Origin of the sequence: Bradyrhizobium sp. 22, from assembly GCF_000482425.1 — a bacterium.
Taxonomy (GTDB): Bacteria; Pseudomonadota; Alphaproteobacteria; order Rhizobiales; family Xanthobacteraceae; genus Bradyrhizobium; species Bradyrhizobium japonicum_B.
Genome location: NZ_KI519399.1, coordinates 1,248,321 through 1,266,411, shown reverse-complemented (window position 1 = coordinate 1,266,411; position 18,091 = coordinate 1,248,321). Strand labels below are relative to the sequence as shown.

12 protein-coding genes are annotated in these 18,091 nt (G+C 65.9%); 7 read left to right on the top strand and 5 right to left on the bottom strand.

The annotated features are described in order from the left end of the window. Window positions 1-128 precede the first annotated feature (128 nt). Complete coding sequence (locus tag K410_RS0107275; protein ID WP_028134233.1) at window positions 129-2,888, top strand: di-heme-cytochrome C peroxidase; 2,760 nt, start codon at window positions 129-131, stop codon at window positions 2,886-2,888. Window positions 2,889-2,949: 61 nt separating this feature from the next. Here K410_RS0107275 and K410_RS0107270 read toward each other — a convergent pair whose 3' ends face one another. Beyond that, complete coding sequence (locus K410_RS0107270) at window positions 2,950-3,897, bottom strand: alpha/beta fold hydrolase (RefSeq protein WP_028134232.1); 948 nt, start codon at window positions 3,895-3,897, stop codon at window positions 2,950-2,952. Between the two features lie 220 nt (window positions 3,898-4,117). Here K410_RS0107270 and K410_RS0107265 point away from each other — a divergent pair, with 220 nt between their 5' ends. Then, complete coding sequence (locus tag K410_RS0107265) at window positions 4,118-4,591, top strand: Hsp20 family protein (RefSeq protein ID WP_028134231.1); 474 nt, start codon at window positions 4,118-4,120, stop codon at window positions 4,589-4,591. A gap of 150 nt (window positions 4,592-4,741) precedes the next feature. Then, window positions 4,742-5,512, top strand: a complete 771-nt coding sequence (locus tag K410_RS0107260; RefSeq protein ID WP_028134230.1) for an alpha/beta fold hydrolase — start codon at window positions 4,742-4,744, stop codon at window positions 5,510-5,512. Between the two features lie 106 nt (window positions 5,513-5,618). Here K410_RS0107260 and K410_RS0107255 read toward each other — a convergent pair whose 3' ends face one another. After that, window positions 5,619-6,386: a hypothetical protein gene (locus K410_RS0107255; RefSeq protein WP_028134229.1), complete on the bottom strand. Its 768-nt coding sequence runs from the start codon at window positions 6,384-6,386 to the stop codon at window positions 5,619-5,621. A gap of 491 nt (window positions 6,387-6,877) precedes the next feature. Here K410_RS0107255 and gltB point away from each other — a divergent pair, with 491 nt between their 5' ends. Both gltB and K410_RS0107245 read left to right on the top strand, forming a co-directional pair. After that, window positions 6,878-11,623 carry a glutamate synthase large subunit gene (gene gltB, locus K410_RS0107250; RefSeq protein ID WP_028134228.1) on the top strand — a complete coding sequence of 1,582 codons (4,746 nt, stop codon included), beginning with the start codon at window positions 6,878-6,880 and terminating at the stop codon, window positions 11,621-11,623. A 142-nt stretch (window positions 11,624-11,765) separates the two neighbouring features. Then, on the top strand, window positions 11,766-13,217 hold the full coding sequence (locus K410_RS0107245; protein ID WP_028134227.1) for a glutamate synthase subunit beta: 1,452 nt from the start codon (window positions 11,766-11,768) through the stop codon (window positions 13,215-13,217). 164 nt (window positions 13,218-13,381) lie between these two features. Here K410_RS0107245 and K410_RS0107240 read toward each other — a convergent pair whose 3' ends face one another. Then, window positions 13,382-15,139 carry an outer membrane beta-barrel protein gene (locus K410_RS0107240; RefSeq protein ID WP_028134226.1) on the bottom strand — a complete coding sequence of 586 codons (1,758 nt, stop codon included), beginning with the start codon at window positions 15,137-15,139 and terminating at the stop codon, window positions 13,382-13,384. 192 nt (window positions 15,140-15,331) lie between these two features. Here K410_RS0107240 and K410_RS0107235 point away from each other — a divergent pair, with 192 nt between their 5' ends. Then, window positions 15,332-16,345, top strand: coding sequence for a KpsF/GutQ family sugar-phosphate isomerase (locus tag K410_RS0107235; protein WP_028134225.1), 1,014 nt, complete (start codon window positions 15,332-15,334; stop codon window positions 16,343-16,345). 143 nt (window positions 16,346-16,488) lie between these two features. Here the strand turns inward: K410_RS0107235 and K410_RS0107230 are convergent, their stop codons facing one another. Continuing rightward, window positions 16,489-17,046: a carboxymuconolactone decarboxylase family protein gene (locus K410_RS0107230; RefSeq protein WP_028134224.1), complete on the bottom strand. Its 558-nt coding sequence runs from the start codon at window positions 17,044-17,046 to the stop codon at window positions 16,489-16,491. Between the two features lie 72 nt (window positions 17,047-17,118). Here K410_RS0107230 and K410_RS36580 point away from each other — a divergent pair, with 72 nt between their 5' ends. Next, the gene (locus K410_RS36580) at window positions 17,119-17,508 is read left to right on the top strand and encodes a winged helix-turn-helix transcriptional regulator (RefSeq protein ID WP_049819959.1); all 390 of its coding nucleotides are present in this window, start codon (window positions 17,119-17,121) and stop codon (window positions 17,506-17,508) included. Between the two features lie 90 nt (window positions 17,509-17,598). Here K410_RS36580 and K410_RS0107220 read toward each other — a convergent pair whose 3' ends face one another. Continuing rightward, window positions 17,599-18,042, bottom strand: coding sequence for an NfeD family protein (locus tag K410_RS0107220; RefSeq protein ID WP_028134223.1), 444 nt, complete (start codon window positions 18,040-18,042; stop codon window positions 17,599-17,601). Between the last annotated feature and the right edge of the window lie 49 nt (window positions 18,043-18,091).

The following is an 18,091-nucleotide window of genomic DNA, read 5'->3' as shown; positions in this document are numbered from 1 at the left end:
GACACGACAGTGAAATCGGCCACACTTCGTCACACGCTGAAGTAGTATATTGTGCTGTCGGTTTGTTAGGACTTTCCGCGCTTGATCGGCGCGCCATTTCACGATTCGCTGTTTTCAGGATTTGGGCCATGCACGATCCCGCTTCGAAGCCTCCCTTCGATCCCTCGATCCCGGTGTCGCCGAACAATCCATGCCCGTTCCTGCGCGGCCTCGTCGGTGAAGGTTTCGTCGCGGGCGGCACTGTCCCGCTCGGCAAGCTCTCGGAGACGATCGCGAATGCGACCGGCGAGACCGGGCTGAAGAAGGCCTCTGCCCGCCTCCAGGTCCGCGGCGTTGCGCTGATCGCCAACGGCTTCAAGCACATCCTGAAGAGCATCTTCTCGGGCGCGCAGCTCGACGCGCTACGCGGCGGTCCGCTGGACAAGCGCGGCGCCGGCTCGCGCATCCTCGGCGTCGACGGCAAGGTCAACGAGGACGAGATTACGCGGTTCGCGAGCTTCGGCCGGACTTACACCGATCCGAACGGCGGCGCCGAGCTCGGCCTCAACGCCTCGGATATCAAGCTCTTCATGCGCGACAATCTCAAGCGCGCCGGCAGCGCTGCGCGCTGGTACTACCCGCTGCTGATGAAGTTCGAATGGCCGATCCTCCTGAAGATCATCGGCAAGGGGACAGGCGAGGATCGCTATCTCAGCGTCGCCGACGTGCGCACGCTGTTCAACGAGCGCCAATTCCCTGCGCGCATCAACCGGCTTCTGGTCCCGCCGGTGCGGTCGACCTGCCAGCGCGTGGTGCGGGGCGCCCTCAAGCTGGCGGCCGTGCTGATCGCCATTGGCCTCGTCGCCCTCGTCGCGGTCGCCGAATTCCCCAACCAGGTCCGCGCCATGCTGCCCCAGAAGGGCATCCTCGTGAACCTCCTGCCGCCGCCTTTGCCTGCAGTCCCGGAAACGAAGGCCGCCTTCTGGCTCGAGCAGAACTGGTCGCTGAAGGACCGGCACTGGTTCCATCATGCCAGCCAGGGCACCGCGACCTTTCCGGTTCCCTATGAGTGGTTCGTGGCGCTGGAGCAGCCGCGCCTGCATCTGTTCTCGAAGCCAGGCTTGATGAAGGACAGCGGCTATCTCGAGGGATTCGGCTTCATTCCGAGTCCGCAGTCGATCCAGACCGACACGACGACATTGCGCCGCTTCGGCTACGCCAATGTCTACGAGACGACGCAGGTGCCGGACTGGTCGACCAGGTGGACGCCAGCGGAGAACGTTGACGGCCTGCCCGTCGGCTTCGCGCGGATGACCGGCGTCGTCGATCCCGCGACCGGCCGCCGCGAGGACGACATGATCGGGCTGACCTGCGCGGCCTGCCACACCGGCCAGATCCACTACCAGGGCGTGGACGTCCGCTTCGACGGCGGCCCGGCCATGACCGACCTGAAGAAGCTGGAGCTCTCCACCGGCCTGTCGATCGCCTATACGCTGTACGTCCCGTTCCGCTTCCAGCGCTTCGCCGATCGCGTGCTCGGCCCCAATGCCAGCAAGACGGACCGCGCCGCGCTCAAGCAGAAGCTCAGCGCGATCGGCACGTTCCTGATCGACTGGCAAAAGACCTATGAGGCGACGATCGAGGGCAAGAAGACCTGGGACGGCAAGAAGCAGCAGGACACCGTCGAAGGGTTCGGCCGCCTCGATGCCCTCAACCGCATCGGCAACCAGGTGTTCTCGCAGGATCTGGCGCTGAGCGGGGTCAAGGGCTTCGAGAAGAACCTGCACGCCCAGGACGCGCCGGTCAGCTACCCCGCGATCTGGACCGTGCCATGGTTCAAGTTCGCCCAATACGACGCCTCGATCGAGCAGCCGCTGATCCGCAATGCCGGCGAAGCGCTCGGCGTGACGGCGCTGCTCAACCTGTCCGACGCTTATCCGGAGGAGAGGATTTGGCGCTCCTCGGTCAATATCAGGACGCTGGGCTGGATCGAGGACATGCTGAGGGGCCCCGATCCGTTCAAGTCGCCCGGGCCCAACAAGACGTTCGGCGGTCTGCTTGCGCCGCAATGGCCGTCACAGATCCTCGGTGACGCCTGGAGGATCGATCAGAAGAAGGCCGACAACGGCCGCAAGATCTACGAGGAGATGTGTTCCGGATGTCACCTGCCGGCCGTCAATACCGACGCTTTCTGGTCATCGAAGCATTGGGAGCCGAGCGGCGACAGCAAGGTCCTGAACGCGGTGACGATTCCACTCAAGGAGATCAACACGGATCCCGAGCAGTCCCTGATTCTCAGCAACAGGGTCGTCGACGTGCCCGCCTTCCTGAAGGTGAACACGGCCGACCTCCAGACATGGTGGCAATGCGAGGTCCCGACCGCGAGCAAATCGCCCAACGAGATGGTCTATGCGCTCGGCCTCATGACGGTGGTCGACCTCGTCGCCCGCAAATGGATGGACGACGAGAAGGTCTCGGACGCCGAGCGGGCGAGATTGTGGAATCTGGCGCGCAAGAACTGTCTCAATCCGGCGCCCGATCCGCGCTATCGCGCGCGGCCGCTGAACGGGATCTGGGCCACGGCTCCCTATCTGCACAACGGCTCGGTGCCCTCGCTGTACTGGCTGCTGAAGCCCGCAAGCGAGCGACCGACCAGGTTCTGCATGGGCCGCCGCGACTATGATCCCGTGACCGTCGGCTTTGCGGTCACCGCAAACGAAACCTGCAAGACGGGTGAAACGGAGTTCTCTGCGACGGGATCCGACGGCAAGCCGATCCAGGGCAACAGCGTGCTCGGCCATTCCTTCGAGCGCAAGGACGGCGAGCCGAAACGGCCGGGCGTCATCGGCCGCGCATTCAAGGACGACGCCGAGCGCTACGATCTGATCGAGTATCTGAAGACGCTGTAGCTGTTCGTCACCTCTCCCCGTAAGAACGGGGCGAGGAGCGCACCGCCTTCGCGGGTCTATCTCACTTGAACAGCGGCGTGCCCGGCACGAAGGCGTCGAAGGCGGCCCAGAACTGCGAACGGTAGCGATCCTGCTCCTGCAGAATCTCGTGCTTGGCGCCGGCGATCACGAGATGGGATCCGGCACGAAGATGATAGGCGAACTCCTCGATCGCCGCGGTCGAGACCACGGTGTCGTTGGAGGCCGCCAGCATCAGGATCGGCTGCCGGATCTCGGAGGGATAGTTGGCGCGCTTGAAGGTGTGCATGGCGCGGAAGGCGGTATCGGCCCAGGCCACCGTCGGCGACGCCAGACCGAGCGTCGGGTCCTCCTCCAGGATCGCGGCATTGCGGGCATAGCGCACGGGATCGCTGGTCACGGGATTGTTGATGAAGGGATCGAGCCCGGTAAGACGGTCGCTGCCGCCGGGGACATAGCGGCCGCCCTGCCCGAGCAGGCGCATCGTCTTCAGCAGCGCACGGACCGGAAACGAGGTGGTGCGGCCGGGCAGGTCGATCATCGGGGCCGACAGCACCATGCGATCGAACCAGCGCTTGCCGGCATGCGCCACCCGCAGCATCACCGTGCCGCCCATGGAATGGGCCAGCGCGAAGAACGGCGGCGGGCAATCCGGCAGCACCACCTGCTGCACGAAGGCTTCGACGTCGATCTCGAAATCGGAGAAATCGCGCACATAGCCCTTGCGCGGGTCGCGCAGGCGGCGCGAGGAGTGGCCCTGCCCGCGCCAGTCGATCATCGCCACTGCAAAGCCGCGGTCGCGCAGGTCGCGCACGGTCTCGAAATATTTCTCGATCTGCTCGCTGCGCCCGGTGAAGACGCAGACCGTGCCCTTGCGGTTCGCCGGCGGAGCCCAGCGCGCAAAGCGCAGCTCGACGCCATCGGGGGTCTTAATGGTGCCGCTGACAACGTCTTCGGGGACGGGGTTGGACGGGATCGAGACCAGCGTCATGTTTGGAGGTGCTTGGGCGCGAAGTGCTGCAAATCAAGGGGCCAAAGCGCCGAAAAGGCGCAAATGCCGCCCTCTTGAACGCCGTCTCGTTCCACCCATATCACCTTCGTGCAGGCCGCTACCAGTGTTTCGGAACCGGAACATCAGGCTGCACACAGATGAAAGCCCGGCCCGATTGGCGGGCGGGTTACCCAACAGTCGCTCAATGGAGGACTTGACCATGCGTAGCTACGATCTCACCCCGTTCTATCGTTCCACCGTCGGCTTCGACCGCCTCTTCAGCCTGCTCGACCAGGCCGGCTCGGACGGCAGCAGCCCCGGCTATCCCCCCTACAACATCGAGCGCACCGGCGAGAACGCCTACCGCATCACCGTTGCGGTTTCGGGTTTCGCCAAGGACGAGCTCTCCATCGTCGCGAAGGAAAACACGCTGACGATCAAGGGCGAAAAGGTCGCCAACGAGAACAGCAAGAACGAAGTGCTGTACCGCGGCATCGCCGCGCGTGCCTTCGAGCGCGCCTTCCAGCTCGCCGACTTCGTGCAGGTGAAGGACGCCTCGCTCGAGAACGGGCTGCTTCACGTCGATCTCGTCCGCGAGATTCCCGAGGCGAAGAAGCCGCGCCAGATCGCGATCAACACCGGCGCCCCGAAGGCGCAGGTGATCGAGAACTCGGCCGCGCAAGCCGCCGCGTAAACCGCGCGTCACTTCCAGGTTACGAAACGCCCCGGTGCCCCGGGGCGTTTTATTTTGCGCTGCATCACAGAGCGGTGAGGACGCGTAACGCGGCCGCCGCGCGCTCCGTCCTTTGGGCATCGACCCCAAAAAACGAGACGGAGAACGACCATGTCACTTTGGCGCAGCCTTTTCGTCGCCGCGAGCCTTCTGGCGGCTCCCCTCAGCCTCGCGCAGGCGCAGACACCGCAAACGGTGAAGGCCAGGAACGTCGTGCTGGTGCACGGTGCCTGGGCCGACGGCTCCAGCTGGTCGGAGGTGATCCCGATCCTCCAGGCCGCTGGCCTGCACGTGACCTCGGTCCAGAATCCGCTGTCGTCGCTGGCCGACTCTGTCGAGGCGACCAAGCGCGCACTGGCCGAGCAGGATGGTCCCACGGTGCTGGTCGCGCATTCCTGGGGCGGCACCGTGATCAGCCAGGTCGGCACCGATCCGAAAGTGACTGGCCTCGTCTATGTCGCCGCGCGCGCGCCCGATGCGAACGAGGATTTCGTCGCGCTGTCGAAGCAGTTTCCGACCGGCCCGGTCCGCGCCGGCATCGTCGAGCGCGATGGCTATACCAAGCTTTCGGAAGACGCCTTCCTGAAGTACTTTGCCAATGGCGTGAAGCCTGAGCAGGCCAAGGAGCTTTATGCCGTGCAATGGCCGACCGCGGCCTCGATCTTCGCCGGCCGCACCACGGAAGCGGCGTGGCACAGCAAGCCGAGCTGGTACGCGGTGTCGAAGAACGATGACACCATCAACCCCGATCTCGAGCGCTTCCTCGCCAAGCGCATGCACGCCACCACGATCGAGCTCGACGCCGGCCATCTCTCGCTGGTGTCGCATCCGAAGCAGGTGGCCAATCTGATCCTGGAAGCGGCGGGCTATCCGCGGAGCTGAGGTGAGGCCGCCTTTATACCGAAGCGCCCGATATTTTCGGGCGCTTCTTGTCTTGCTCAATCTCTCCCGAGGTCGTCCCCGCGAGCGTCGCGCCAAACTTGCAGCGCTAGTCCAGCCCCTGTGCGGCCGGCATGCTCTGCGTGGGCAGGATCGGTGGGGCCGGCTTGGCTTGGCCGACGGTCGGCCCGGCTTCCGGAGCGGCCTCAACAGGCTTTGCTTGCACGGCAGCGGCCTGCTGTGCGGAAGCCTGCGGCGCTCGAGCCTGCTGCGGCGCGGGCTCGGCCGGCCTGGCGACGGCGGCCGGCGTCTCGCCGCGTCGTGGGGCGGCCTTGGGCAGCGGCACGGTGCGAGATGCCACATGCGGGATCGCGGCCGGCGGGCGCGGCGGGCCGCTGCGGACCATGGCTGGCGGCGGCAGCGCGGTTTGCGGCCCGTAAGGGGCGACCGCGCGTTCCTCATAGGCGGGTGCCATGCCGTAGGCGTCAGTGGCCGGCAGGAAGCGGATGATCCGGCCATCGCGGGCGTCGATCACCAGCCGGCCATCCTCGCCGCGGCGGTCGACCACCGCGATCGTGTAGACGCTGCCGCGCAGGCGCGGGATGCCGAGCGGCGAGAAGCCGTTGTCGCGCAGGACCGCATAGACCTCGGTGGCCGGCAACAGCGCAGGCGCCGGGCCGCGCTCCTCATAGCCGTACCCGTAGCCGTAACGCGGCGGCGGGAGTGGCGCGGCTTCGCCCGGCCCGTACGGTCCGTCGAAATCCGACACCGCGATATAGCCCCCGCCCCCGATACCGACGGCTGGAACCTGGGCCCGAGCGGTGGTTGCAGCCAGCACCAGCGCGGCAGCGGCCACACATCCTGTGAAAAACTTCATGGTCGATACGCTCCTGTCAGGCCCCGGATGCCTCGCGCTCTTTCGCTTCTGACGGCGCGGCGCTCGGTTCGAAGGGCCAAGGCGAAGCTTCATTGAGGATTTCGGCGTCTACAGGGCCGGATCAGGGCGCGTTCCCTTCAAAACCGCGGCCGCGCAACTTTTGGAAAGCGATTGATCGACTTGAGGGGAATCGGGACTTCCGCACGCTTGTGTGCTAGACAAAAATTTGGCAAGGTGATGGTTAGGACAGGAAGACTGTCTCAATTTTGCTCGCGATCCCGGCACAGGGATTGCAGCGAATTCTGGTGCTCTCGGGACCCAGGAAGGTACCAGGCAAAGCCGTTCTCGGGGACGAAGAACGCCTAGGCCTGAATTTAAGAAAATGCGGCTCGCAAAGGACGAGCGGTAACCCAGAGGCGGGTGCCGCGGAACGCCCAAGGTGCGCCGAAGATGGCGGTGAGACAGCTTGCCGCACGGAGAGGACAGGAACAATGAACGGGTCGCAATTCGAGCGCGGAAACATCGTGGCAGAACAGCTGTCGGCGACGGTCGCCTCGAAAACGACCGATCCGATCACCTCACCGATTCAGGAGCACAATTGGCGCCCCGAAGCCGAAGGCCTGTACGATCCGAGCCTGGAGAAGGACAGCTGCGGCGTCGGCTTCATCGCCAACATCAAGGGCAAGAAGTCGCACGAGATCGTCTCGGACGCGCTGAGCATCCTCTGCAATCTCGAGCATCGCGGCGCCGTCGGCGCCGACCCGCGCGCCGGTGACGGCGCCGGCATTCTGGTGCAGATCCCGCACGCCTTCTTCAGCCGCAAGGCCAAGGAGCTTGGCTTTACGCTACCGGCGCCCGGCGAATACGCCATCGGCGCGCTGTTCATGCCGCGCGACACGGCCTGGCGCACCGTCATCAAGAGCATCATCGCCGACCAAATCAAGGAAGAGGGCCTGACCCTGCTCGGCTGGCGCGCCGTACCGACCGACAATTCCTCGCTCGGCGTCACCGTGAAGCCGACCGAGCCCGCCTGCATGCAGGTGTTCATCGGCCGCAACGGCACCGCCAAGACCGAGGACGAGTTCGAGCGCCGGCTCTACATCCTGCGCAAGTCGATCTCGCAGGCGATCTACCAGCGGCGCGACCGCGGGCTTGCGGGCTATTACCCCTGCTCGATGTCCTGCCGCACCGTGATCTACAAGGGCATGTTCCTCGCCGACCAGCTCGGCAAGTATTATCCCGATCTGCACGAGAAGGACTTCGAGAGCGCGCTCGCGCTGGTGCACCAGCGCTTCTCGACCAACACCTTCCCGGCATGGTCGCTGGCGCATCCCTACCGCATGATCGCGCACAACGGCGAGATCAACACGCTGCGCGGCAACACCAACTGGATGGCGGCGCGGCAGGCTTCGGTGAGCTCCGAGCTGTACGGCAAGGACATCAACCGGCTCTGGCCGATCTCCTATGAGGGACAGTCGGACACCGCCTGCTTCGACAACGCGCTCGAATTCCTGGTGCAGGGCGGCTACTCGCTGCCGCACGCCGTCATGATGATGATTCCGGAGGCGTGGGCCGGCAATCCGCTGATGGACGAGAAGCGCCGCGCCTTCTACGAATATCATGCCGCGCTGATGGAGCCGTGGGACGGCCCCGCCGCGATCGCCTTCACCGACGGCCGCCAGATCGGCGCCACGCTCGACCGCAACGGCCTCAGGCCCGCGCGCTATCTCGTCACCAAGGACGACCGCATCGTGATGGCGTCCGAGATGGGCGTGCTGACCATCCCCGAGGACCAGATCGTCACCAAGTGGCGCTTGCAGCCCGGCAAGATGCTGCTGGTCGACCTCGAGCAGGGTCGCCTCATTCCCGACGACGAGATCAAGGCCGAGCTCGCCAAGAGCCATCCCTACAAGGAGTGGCTGGAGCGGACCCAGATCGTGCTGGAAGAGCTGCCGAAGGTCCCGACCACAGGCGTGCGCTCCAATTTGTCGCTGCTCGACCGCCAACAGGCGTTCGGCTACAGCCAGGAAGACATCGCCATCCTGATGACGCCGATGGCGGCCACCGGCGAAGAGGCGGCGGGCTCGATGGGCAACGACACGCCGATCTCGGCGCTGTCGGACAAGGCCAAGCCGCTGTTCACCTACTTCAAGCAGAACTTCGCGCAGGTCACCAACCCGCCGATCGACCCGATCCGCGAGGAGCTGGTGATGAGCCTTGTCTCCATCATCGGACCGCGGCCGAACCTGTTCGACCTGCAGGGCATGGCCACCACCAAGCGTCTCGAAGTACGCCAGCCGATCCTGACCGACGCGGACCTGGAAAAGATCCGCTCGATCTCCGACGTGGCCGACACCCACTTCAAGTCGCGGACGCTGGACACGACCTTCCACGCCGGTCTCGGCGCGGCCGGCATGGACCAGGTGCTGGACGAGCTCTGCGCGCGCGCCGAGAGCGCGGTGCGCGAGGGCGTCAACATCATCATCCTGTCCGACCGCATGGTCGGCACCGACCGGGTGCCGATCCCGTCGCTGCTGGCCTGTGCCTCGGTGCATCATCACCTGATCCGCACCGGTTTGCGCACCTCGGTCGGCCTCGTCGTCGAATCCGGCGAGCCGCGCGAAGTGCACCACTTCGCCTGTCTGGCGGGCTACGGCGCGGAGGCGATCAATCCTTACCTCGCGTTCGAGACCATCATCGCGATGAAGGATCGCCTGCCCGGCTCGCTCGACGACTACGAAATCGTCAAGCGCTACATCAAGTCGATCGGCAAGGGCCTGCTCAAGGTGATGTCCAAGATGGGCATCTCGACCTACCAGTCCTATTGCGGCGCTCAGATCTTCGACGCCGTCGGCCTCAAGGCCGACTTCGTCGCCAAGTTCTTTGCCGGCACGCATACCCGCGTCGAGGGCGTCGGCCTTGCCGAGATCGCCGAGGAAGCGGTGCGGCGTCATGCCGACGCGTTCGGCGAGGCGCAGGTCTACAAGAACGCGCTCGATGTCGGCGGCGAATATGCCTATCGCAGCCGCGGCGAGGACCATGCCTGGACCGCCGAGTCGGTGTCGCTGCTGCAGCACGCCGCCCGCGGCAATTCGCAGGAGCGCTACCGCGCCTTCGCCAAGATCCTCAACGAGCAGTCGGAGCGTTTGCTGACGCTGCGCGGCCTGTTCCGGATCAAGAACGCGGAGGAAGAGAAGCGCAAGCCGATCCCGCTCGACCAGGTCGAGCCGGCCAAGGATATCGTCAAGCGCTTCGCCACGGGTGCGATGAGCTTCGGCTCGATCTCGCGCGAGGCACACACCACGCTCGCGATCGCCATGAACCGGATCGGCGGCAAGTCGAACACCGGCGAAGGCGGCGAGGAAGCCGACCGCTTCAAGCCGATGCCGAACGGCGATTCCATGCGCTCGGCGATCAAGCAGGTCGCCTCGGGCCGCTTCGGCGTCACCACGGAATATCTGGTCAATTCCGACATGATGCAGATCAAGATGGCGCAGGGTGCCAAGCCCGGCGAAGGCGGCCAGCTGCCCGGCCACAAGGTCGACGCGACCATCGCCAAGGTCCGGCACTCGACGCCGGGCGTCGGCCTGATCTCGCCGCCGCCGCACCACGACATCTATTCGATCGAGGATCTGGCGCAGCTGATCTACGACCTCAAGAACGTCAACCCGACGGGCGACGTCTCGGTCAAGCTGGTCTCCGAGATCGGTGTCGGCACGGTGGCCGCGGGCGTTGCCAAGGCGCGCGCCGACCATGTCACCATCGCGGGCTTCGAGGGCGGCACCGGCGCTTCGCCGCTGACCTCGATCAAGCATGCCGGCTCGCCGTGGGAGATCGGCCTCGCCGAAACCCACCAGACCCTGGTGCGCGAGCGGCTGCGCAGCCGCATCGTGGTCCAGGTCGACGGCGGCTTCCGCACCGGCCGTGACGTCGTGATCGGCGCGCTGCTGGGCGCCGACGAGTTCGGCTTTGCCACCGCGCCGCTGATCGCGGCCGGCTGCATCATGATGCGCAAGTGCCATCTCAACACCTGCCCGGTCGGCGTCGCGACCCAGGATCCCGTCCTGCGCAAGCGCTTCACCGGCCAGCCCGAGCACGTCATCAACTACTTCTTCTTCGTCGCGGAGGAAGTCCGCGAGATCATGGCCTCGCTCGGTTTCCGCACCTTCAACGAGATGGTCGGCCAGGTGCAGCTGCTCGACCAGACCAAGCTGGTCGCACATTGGAAGGCCAAGGGCCTCGACTTCTCCAAGCTGTTCGTCAAGCAGAAGGAAGAGAAGGGCCAGAAGATCTATCACTCCGAGCGCCAGAACCATCATCTGGAGGCGGTGCTCGACCGCTCGCTGATCGAGCAGGCCCAGCCTGCGCTCGACCGCGGCGCGCCGGTGAAGATCGAGGCCAGCATCAACAGCACCAACCGCTCGGCGGGCGCGATGCTGTCCGGTGCCGTCGCCAAGATCTACGGCCATGCCGGCCTGCCGCACGACACCATCCATGTCAGCCTCAAGGGCACCGCCGGCCAGGCCTTCGGCGCCTGGCTCGCCCACGGCGTCACCTTCGAGCTCGAAGGCGAAGGCAACGACTACGTCGGCAAAGGCCTTTCGGGCGGCAAGATCATCGTCAAGCCGCCGAAGAACTCCGGCATCGTGCCGGAGGAGAGCATCATCGTCGGCAACACCGTGATGTACGGCGCGATCGAGGGCGAGTGCTATTTCCGCGGCATCGCTGGCGAGCGCTTTGCCGTGCGCAATTCGGGCGCGGTCGCCGTGGTCGAGGGCGCGGGCGATCATTGCTGCGAATACATGACCGGCGGCATCGTGGTCGTGCTCGGCAAGACCGGGCGCAACTTCGCGGCCGGCATGTCCGGCGGCATCGCCTATGTGCTCGACGAGACCGGCGACTTCGACAAGCTGTGCAATCTCAGCATGGTTGAGCTCGAACCGGTGCTGTCCGAGGAGTTGATCAACGCCGGCACCTATCACCACGCCGGCGACCTCGAGGCGCACGGCCGGGTCGACGTGTTCAAGAACCTGCTCGCCTCCGACGTCGAGCGGCTGCACGTGCTGATCTCGCGCCATGCGAAGGCCACCGGCTCCAAGCGTGCCGCCGACATCCTCGCCAATTGGAAGGAATGGCTGCCCAAATTCCGCAAGGTGATGCCGGTCGAGTACCGGCGCGCGCTGCGCGAAATGGCCGCCAACGCGGACGCCGAGCCGAAAATCGCGATCGGGGCGTAGTTTCCAACTCGCGTCATTCCGGGGCGCGCGCAGCGCGAACCCGGAATCTCGCAAAGATAACCTCGAGGTTCCGGGTCTGCGCGCGACGCGCGCATCCCGGAACGACGGTAAAGAAAACTAAGCGGCAGGGACTTCGGGTTTAATGGGCAAGATCACGGGTTTTCTCGAAATCGAACGGCGCGACCGCAAGTACACCCCGGTTGCCGAGCGCGTGAAGCATTACAAGGAATTCGTCGTTCCCCTCTCCGAGAAAGAGGTGCGCGACCAGGCTGCGCGCTGCATGAATTGCGGCATTCCCTATTGCCACGGCACCGGCTCGGTCGCGCCCGGCACGCCCGGCTGCCCCGTCAACAACCAGATCCCCGACTGGAACGACCTCGTCTACCAGGGCAATTGGGAAGAAGCCTCGCGCAATCTGCACTCGACCAACAATTTCCCGGAGTTCACGGGCCGCATCTGCCCGGCGCCGTGCGAGGCGTCCTGCACGCTCAACATCGACGACAACCCGGTCACCATCAAGACCATCGAATGCGCCATCGTCGACCGCGCCTGGGACAATGGCTGGCTGAAGCCTGAAGTCGCCGCGCACAAGACCGGCAAGAAGGTCGCCGTGATCGGCGCAGGGCCGGCCGGCATGGCCTGCGCCCAGCAGCTGGCACGCGCCGGCCACGACGTGCACGTCTACGAGAAGTACGCCAAGGCCGGCGGCCTGCTGCGCTACGGCATCCCCGACTTCAAGATGGAGAAGGGCGTCATCGACCGCCGGATCACCCAGATGGAGGCCGAAGGCGTCACCTTCCATTACAACAGCCATGTCGGCGCGGACGGCAATGTCGATCCGCGCGAGATGCTCAACGAGTACGACGCGGTGGCGCTGACCGGCGGTGCGGAAGCCCCGCGCGATTTGCCAATCCCCGGCCGCGAGCTCGCCGGCATCCACTACGCCATGGACTTCCTGCCGCAGCAGAACCGCCGCGTCTCGAATGAGCCGCTCGGCGGCGTCCAGGAGATATTGGCCGGCGGCAAGCACGTCGTCGTCATCGGTGGCGGCGACACCGGCTCTGACTGCATCGGCACCTCGCTGCGCCAGGGCGCGCTCTCGGTGACCCAGCTCGAGATCATGCCCGCCCCGCCCGAGCGCGAGAACAAGGGCCTGACCTGGCCGAACTGGCCGCTGAAGATGCGGACCTCCTCCAGTCAGGCCGAAGGCGCGGTGCGCGAATACGCCGTGCTGACGCAGAAGTTTTCCGGCGAGGACGGCAAGGTCAAGAAGCTGCACTGCGTGCACGTCGACGACAAGTTCAAGCCGATTGCCGGCACCGAGTTCGAGCTCGAGGCCGAGCTGGTCCTGCTGGCGATGGGCTTCGTCCATCCCGTGCACGAGGGCCTCTTGAAGCTGCTCTCGGTCGAGCTTGACCCGCGCGGCAACGTCAAGGCCAACACGCTGGACTACCAGACCTCGCGTCCCAACGTGTTCTCCGCCGGCGACATGCGCCGCGGCCAGTCGCTCGTGGTCTGGGCCATCCGCGAGGGCCGGCTGTGTGCACGGTCGATCGACACGTTCCTGATGGGGAAGACGGACCTGCCGAGGTAGTTGACCCAGTCATTCCGGGGCGCGCGAAGCGCGAGCCCGGAATCCATCTATCCACATACGCCGACGCTCGATGGATTCCGGGTTCGCGCCAAATGGCGCGCCCCCGGAATGACGATCGGAGAAAGCGGTGCCTTCGGCTTCGTCTCACGCGCAAGCAGGCGCCCCTAATTCTGCAACCTCACCCCGACCAGCACCACCGTCCCCTGCGAGCTCGAGCCCGCGACGCTCGACTCCAGGATGTCATGCCGCAGCGTGCCCTTGACCCAGATGTTGCGGTTGAGCTTGTAGATCAAATTGCTCTCGAACGAGTAGGTCTTGTCGTTGCGGTTCTGGCCCTGGTAGTCGAGCGTGCCGTAGGTGAACTTGCCGACGGCAGTGAGCCAGCGGCGGAAGTCGTGATCGACTTCGGCCGAATAGGTGCGCACCAGGACGCCGGAGGAGCCGGCGACCGTGGTCTCGGCGATCTGCGTGTCGGTGAAGAACTTCACCGTGGTCAGCCCGCTCGCGTTCCAGATCAGCGAGCCCGTGGTGAGAAAGCCTGCGAGCTGGCTGAGGCGCGGGTCGGTGTAGTTGCGCGCGGCATAACCGACCGAGATTTCGCCGGTGAGGATGCGCGAGAACTCGAAGGACGAGCCGACCTTGGCGTAGCCGCCGTTTGAATCGCGGAAGTAGCCGTTGCGGTCGGCGGCCTGGTCGTGGACGCGGGTGTCGCCCTGAATCTCGACGAACGGCTTCAGCCCCGGCTTCAGATCGTAGGAGAAACGCCCGACGCCGCCATATTGGTTGAAGTTGCGGTCGTCGTTGCTGAAGGTCGAGCCGTCGGTGAGCTTGGAATCCGTATAGGCGGTGCGATCGACGGTGGCGCCGGCGGCGACCTGGAAGCGATTGAAGGTCTGGTCGAAGCCGACCGTGGTGCCGTAGGCGGCATAAACGGGATATCTTTGCAGGCCGGCCTGCACGTTCGGGCTGCCGGGATTGTCGGTGGCGAGGCGCAGGCGCAGCTGCGAGGTCAGCTTGAGGTCGCGGTCGACGTCGAGCCGGCCGTCGACATGGCCGGTGAAATCCGGGCGGTTGGCCTCGACCGGCGAAGGCGAGGCAAGACCGTTGATCGTCGCCGGCATATTGTTGGTGTAGCCTGAGAACGAGCCGCGCAGGTCGGCCACCAGCGCGTGGCGCTCCCAGTCGGACATCACCAGGAGATCCGGCGCGACGACATAGGCTGGCGACCCCACGGGCTTGTTGAGGCGCGTCGGATTGGTGTCGTAGCCGGTGGACAGTTCGAGCCCGCCCTTGATCAGGAAGCTGCCGGCATAGTCGCCGACGGCTCCGAACGGATCGTCATCCGCCTTGAGGCGGCGGCGCAGCGGCTGGCCGGGCACGGTGCCCGCCATCGCCGCCGGCACCGGCGCCTTGTTCGCGGACGCAGACGGCGGCGGTGCAATCTTCGGCAGGCCGAGTGTGGGCGGCGGCGGCGCCGTGGTCGGCACCGGCGAGCCGGGACCGGCCGCGCGCTTCGGCTTCGGCTGGCCGGGATAGAGCTTGGGCTGCTGTCGCTTGCGGTTGAGCGAATCGTAGCCGGAGCCGCTCGCGCCGGTGGCGGCGGGAAGGCCGTAAGTCGGGACCTGGCCGATGCGGGAGGCAGCCGGCCTCTCGCGCGCCTTGCGCGGATCGGCACTTGGATCGGGCAACGCCGGCAACGCATCCGACGGCGCCTGCGGCACGCCCGCCGTGCGGCGGGTCGGCAGCGTCTCGGGCGAGGCGAAGCCGCCGCGGTTGGGATTGAACAGATCGGGCGTGAGGCTCTGGGCAACCGCGGGGGCAGTTTCGAGAGCCGTCAGCGCAAGGCAGGGGACAAGACACGGCAAAGCCGCGCGCAGGAATTGCGCGCGTTTGCTCCGGCCGGTGCCAGGAGACGACCCCACGATGGAATAACTCCAACGAAATCAAATACTTTCGCGATCGCGCCCACCGGCTGGCGGGAACCATCGTTAATGGAGTTAAAACAATTATGGTTAATGACCGGTTGAGGGCCCAGGCGCGCGCGTCGCCTCCGGAGCCCCGGCGTGCTAATGAGGCGCCGACGGGCGAACGCCCCCTCCTTCCTGGACCAGAGCATGCCGAGTTCGAAACCGCTGATGACCGCATCATCCGGCCCTCTCCCCGACAGCGTCGAATCCGCACTCCGCACCCTGGAGACGGAGAGCAGCGGCATCAACGCGCTCGCAGCCGCTCTGCGCGGCCCGCTGGGCGAGACCTTTGCCAGAGCGGTCGAGCTGATCCGCAACGCCAAGGGCCGCGTTATCGTCACCGGGCTCGGCAAATCAGGCCATATGGGGCGCAAGATCGCCGCGACGCTGGCCTCGACCGGCACACCCGCGTTCTTCGTGCACGCCGCCGAGGCCGGCCATGGCGATCTCGGCATGATCACCACCGACGACGTCATCATGGCGCTGTCCTGGTCCGGCGAGCAGCCGGAGATGAAGAACCTCGTGAACTATTCGGCGCGCTTCGCCATTCCCATGATCGCGGTGACCTCGAACGCGTCGTCGTCGCTGGGCCAGGCCGCCGACATCGTGATCGAGCTGCCAAAGGCGCGCGAGGCCTGCCCGCACAATCTGGCGCCGACGACCTCGACGCTGATGCAGGCGGCGATCGGCGACGCGCTCGCGATCGCGCTGCTCGAAGGCCGCGGCTTCACCGCGCTGGAGTTCGCGCATTTCCACCCCGGCGGCAAGCTGGGCGCGATGCTGAAATTCGTCCGCGACTACATGCGCACGGGCGCGGAAATCCCGGTCAAGCCGCTCGGCACCAAGATGTCGGACGCCGTGGTCGAGATGTCGGCCAAGGGCCTCGGCTGCGTCTGCATCGTCAATGAGGCCGGCGGCATCGCGGGCATCATCACCGACGGCGATCTGCGCCGCCATATCAACATGCGGCCCGACCTGCTGACCATGGCGGTCGACGACATCATGACCAGGCAGCCGAAGACGGTGCCGCCCTCGATGCTCGCCACCGAGATGATCGAGGTGCTGAACACCCGCAAGATCACGACGCTGGTCGTCACCGAGGCCCGCAAGGTTGTCGGCATCGTGCATCTGCACGACCTGCTGCGGGCGGGCGTGGCGTAGTTCAAGAACCGTCATTCCGGGGCGATGCGAAGCATCGAACCCGGAATCTCGAGATTCCGGTTCACGCTCCGCGTGCCCCGGAATGACAGCGAGGTATGGCCGCCGCAGCTCCTTTCTCGGCATTGCAAGCGCAATGACGGCGGTCAGAGCGGCGCCGGAAACCGCGCGGCGTTGCCTTCCAGCGGCAGCCGCAGCCCGTTCGCCAGGTACGACACCGTGCGATAGAAGCCGCACAGCAGCATGATCTCCAGGATCTGCGCCTCGTCATAGTGGGCGGAGAGCGCGGCAAATTCCTCGTCATCCAGCGTCGCACGGGCGTGCAGCGCGTCGACGGCTGCGATCAGGGCCTGCTCCGCCGGTGACCAGCAGGCCGACATCGCATCGCCGTGCACGGTCGCGCAGATCTCGTCCTCGGTGAGCTTCGCCGGCGCGGCGAAGACGGCGACATGCACGCCCCATTCATATTCGCACTTGTTCAGCGCACAGGTGCGGTCGATGACGATCTCGCGCTGGCGCAGTGAGAGCGGGCCGGGATCGAGCAGGCCGCCGGCACGAAACTTGTCCCAGGCGCGGCCGTGGGCCGCCATCACCCGGAACAGCAGCAGCGGCGGCGCGCCGCGCATGATGCGGTCGAACTGCGCCTGGATCTCCGGGGGATAAGGCGGAGTGAGCGGCGCAATGCGCGGCGTGGATGGGGACATCAGCCGTCCTTCGTTGCTACAATTACCGTAGCATAACGCTACATTATTTGTAGCAAACCGCAAGAGGGCAGGATGGCCAAGCAGGCAGACACTAGGACGCCCCCGGTGCGGGGCTCGCGCACCGGACGACCGATCATGGCGCTGCTCGACCTGCTCGGCCGGCGCTGGAGCCTGCGGATATTGTGGGAGTTGCGCGGCGGGCCCCTCACCTCCCGCGCATTGCGCACCGCCTGCGACGAGGCCTCGCCGACGGTGCTGCAGGCACGGCTGACGGAGCTGCGCGAGGCGGGATTCGTCGAGCTTGGCGAAGGCGGAGGTTATGGGCTGACGGCGCTCGGGCAGGACTTGTGCGAGATGGTCATGCCGCTGCACCGGTTTGCGGAGAGGTGGAAGAGCTCTTCCCCCTCTCCCCGCTTGCGGGGAGAGGGTCGGGGTGAGGGGAAGCCTCCGCGCAGACGGTGAAAGATGGACTCGCGGAGAGTCCCTCTCACCCGGATTGCATCTGCGATGCAATCCGACCTCTCCCCGCGCGCGGGGAGAGGCGAAGAATCCTCACGCCGCGGCGACCGTCAGGTTGGCGCCATCGACCTGCACCACCTTCACCCGCGTTCCCGCGGGCGTGTCGGGGCCTGCCACGCGCCACACGGTGTCGCCGATGCGCATGGTGCCGCTGCCGTCGATGATCGGCTTCTCCAGCGTGAACTCACGCCCGAGCAAGGCCTCGGCGCGCTTGTTGAGGAAGGGGCTGGCGCTCGCATCCGGCTTCGGCCTGGCCAGGCGACGCCACACCGCCACGGCGGCGGCGGTGAACAAAGCGAACATCACCAGCTGCAGCTGCCAGGACGTGGTCACGGCGAACGAGATCAGCCCGACCAGCAGCGCGGCCAGCCCCAACCAGAACAGGAAAATGCCCGGCGCCAGCACCTCCAGCGCCATCAGGATGAAGCCGAAGATGAGCCAGTTCCAGGTGCCGAGCGATACGAACATGTCGGTCATGACGCGACCTTCCATCATTGGCGCAGGCCCTGGCGAAGGGTCATGCGCC

Excerpts from the sequence above, each read along its gene's own strand:
- K410_RS0107275 (WP_028134233.1), top strand. The coding sequence starts at position 129 with ATGCACGATCCCGCTTCGAAGCCTCCCTTCGATCCCTCGATCCCGGTG.
- K410_RS0107270 (WP_028134232.1), bottom strand. The coding sequence starts at position 3,897 with ATGACGCTGGTCTCGATCCCGTCCAACCCCGTCCCCGAAGACGTTGTC.
- K410_RS0107265 (WP_028134231.1), top strand. The coding sequence starts at position 4,118 with ATGCGTAGCTACGATCTCACCCCGTTCTATCGTTCCACCGTCGGCTTC.
- K410_RS0107260 (WP_028134230.1), top strand. The coding sequence starts at position 4,742 with ATGTCACTTTGGCGCAGCCTTTTCGTCGCCGCGAGCCTTCTGGCGGCT.
- K410_RS0107255 (WP_028134229.1), bottom strand. The coding sequence starts at position 6,386 with ATGAAGTTTTTCACAGGATGTGTGGCCGCTGCCGCGCTGGTGCTGGCT.
- gltB (WP_028134228.1), top strand. The coding sequence starts at position 6,878 with ATGAACGGGTCGCAATTCGAGCGCGGAAACATCGTGGCAGAACAGCTG.
- K410_RS0107245 (WP_028134227.1), top strand. The coding sequence starts at position 11,766 with ATGGGCAAGATCACGGGTTTTCTCGAAATCGAACGGCGCGACCGCAAG.
- K410_RS0107235 (WP_028134225.1), top strand. The coding sequence starts at position 15,332 with ATGCCGAGTTCGAAACCGCTGATGACCGCATCATCCGGCCCTCTCCCC.
- K410_RS0107230 (WP_028134224.1), bottom strand. The coding sequence starts at position 17,046 with ATGTCCCCATCCACGCCGCGCATTGCGCCGCTCACTCCGCCTTATCCC.
- K410_RS36580 (WP_049819959.1), top strand. The coding sequence starts at position 17,119 with ATGGCCAAGCAGGCAGACACTAGGACGCCCCCGGTGCGGGGCTCGCGC.
- K410_RS0107220 (WP_028134223.1), bottom strand. The coding sequence starts at position 18,042 with ATGACCGACATGTTCGTATCGCTCGGCACCTGGAACTGGCTCATCTTC.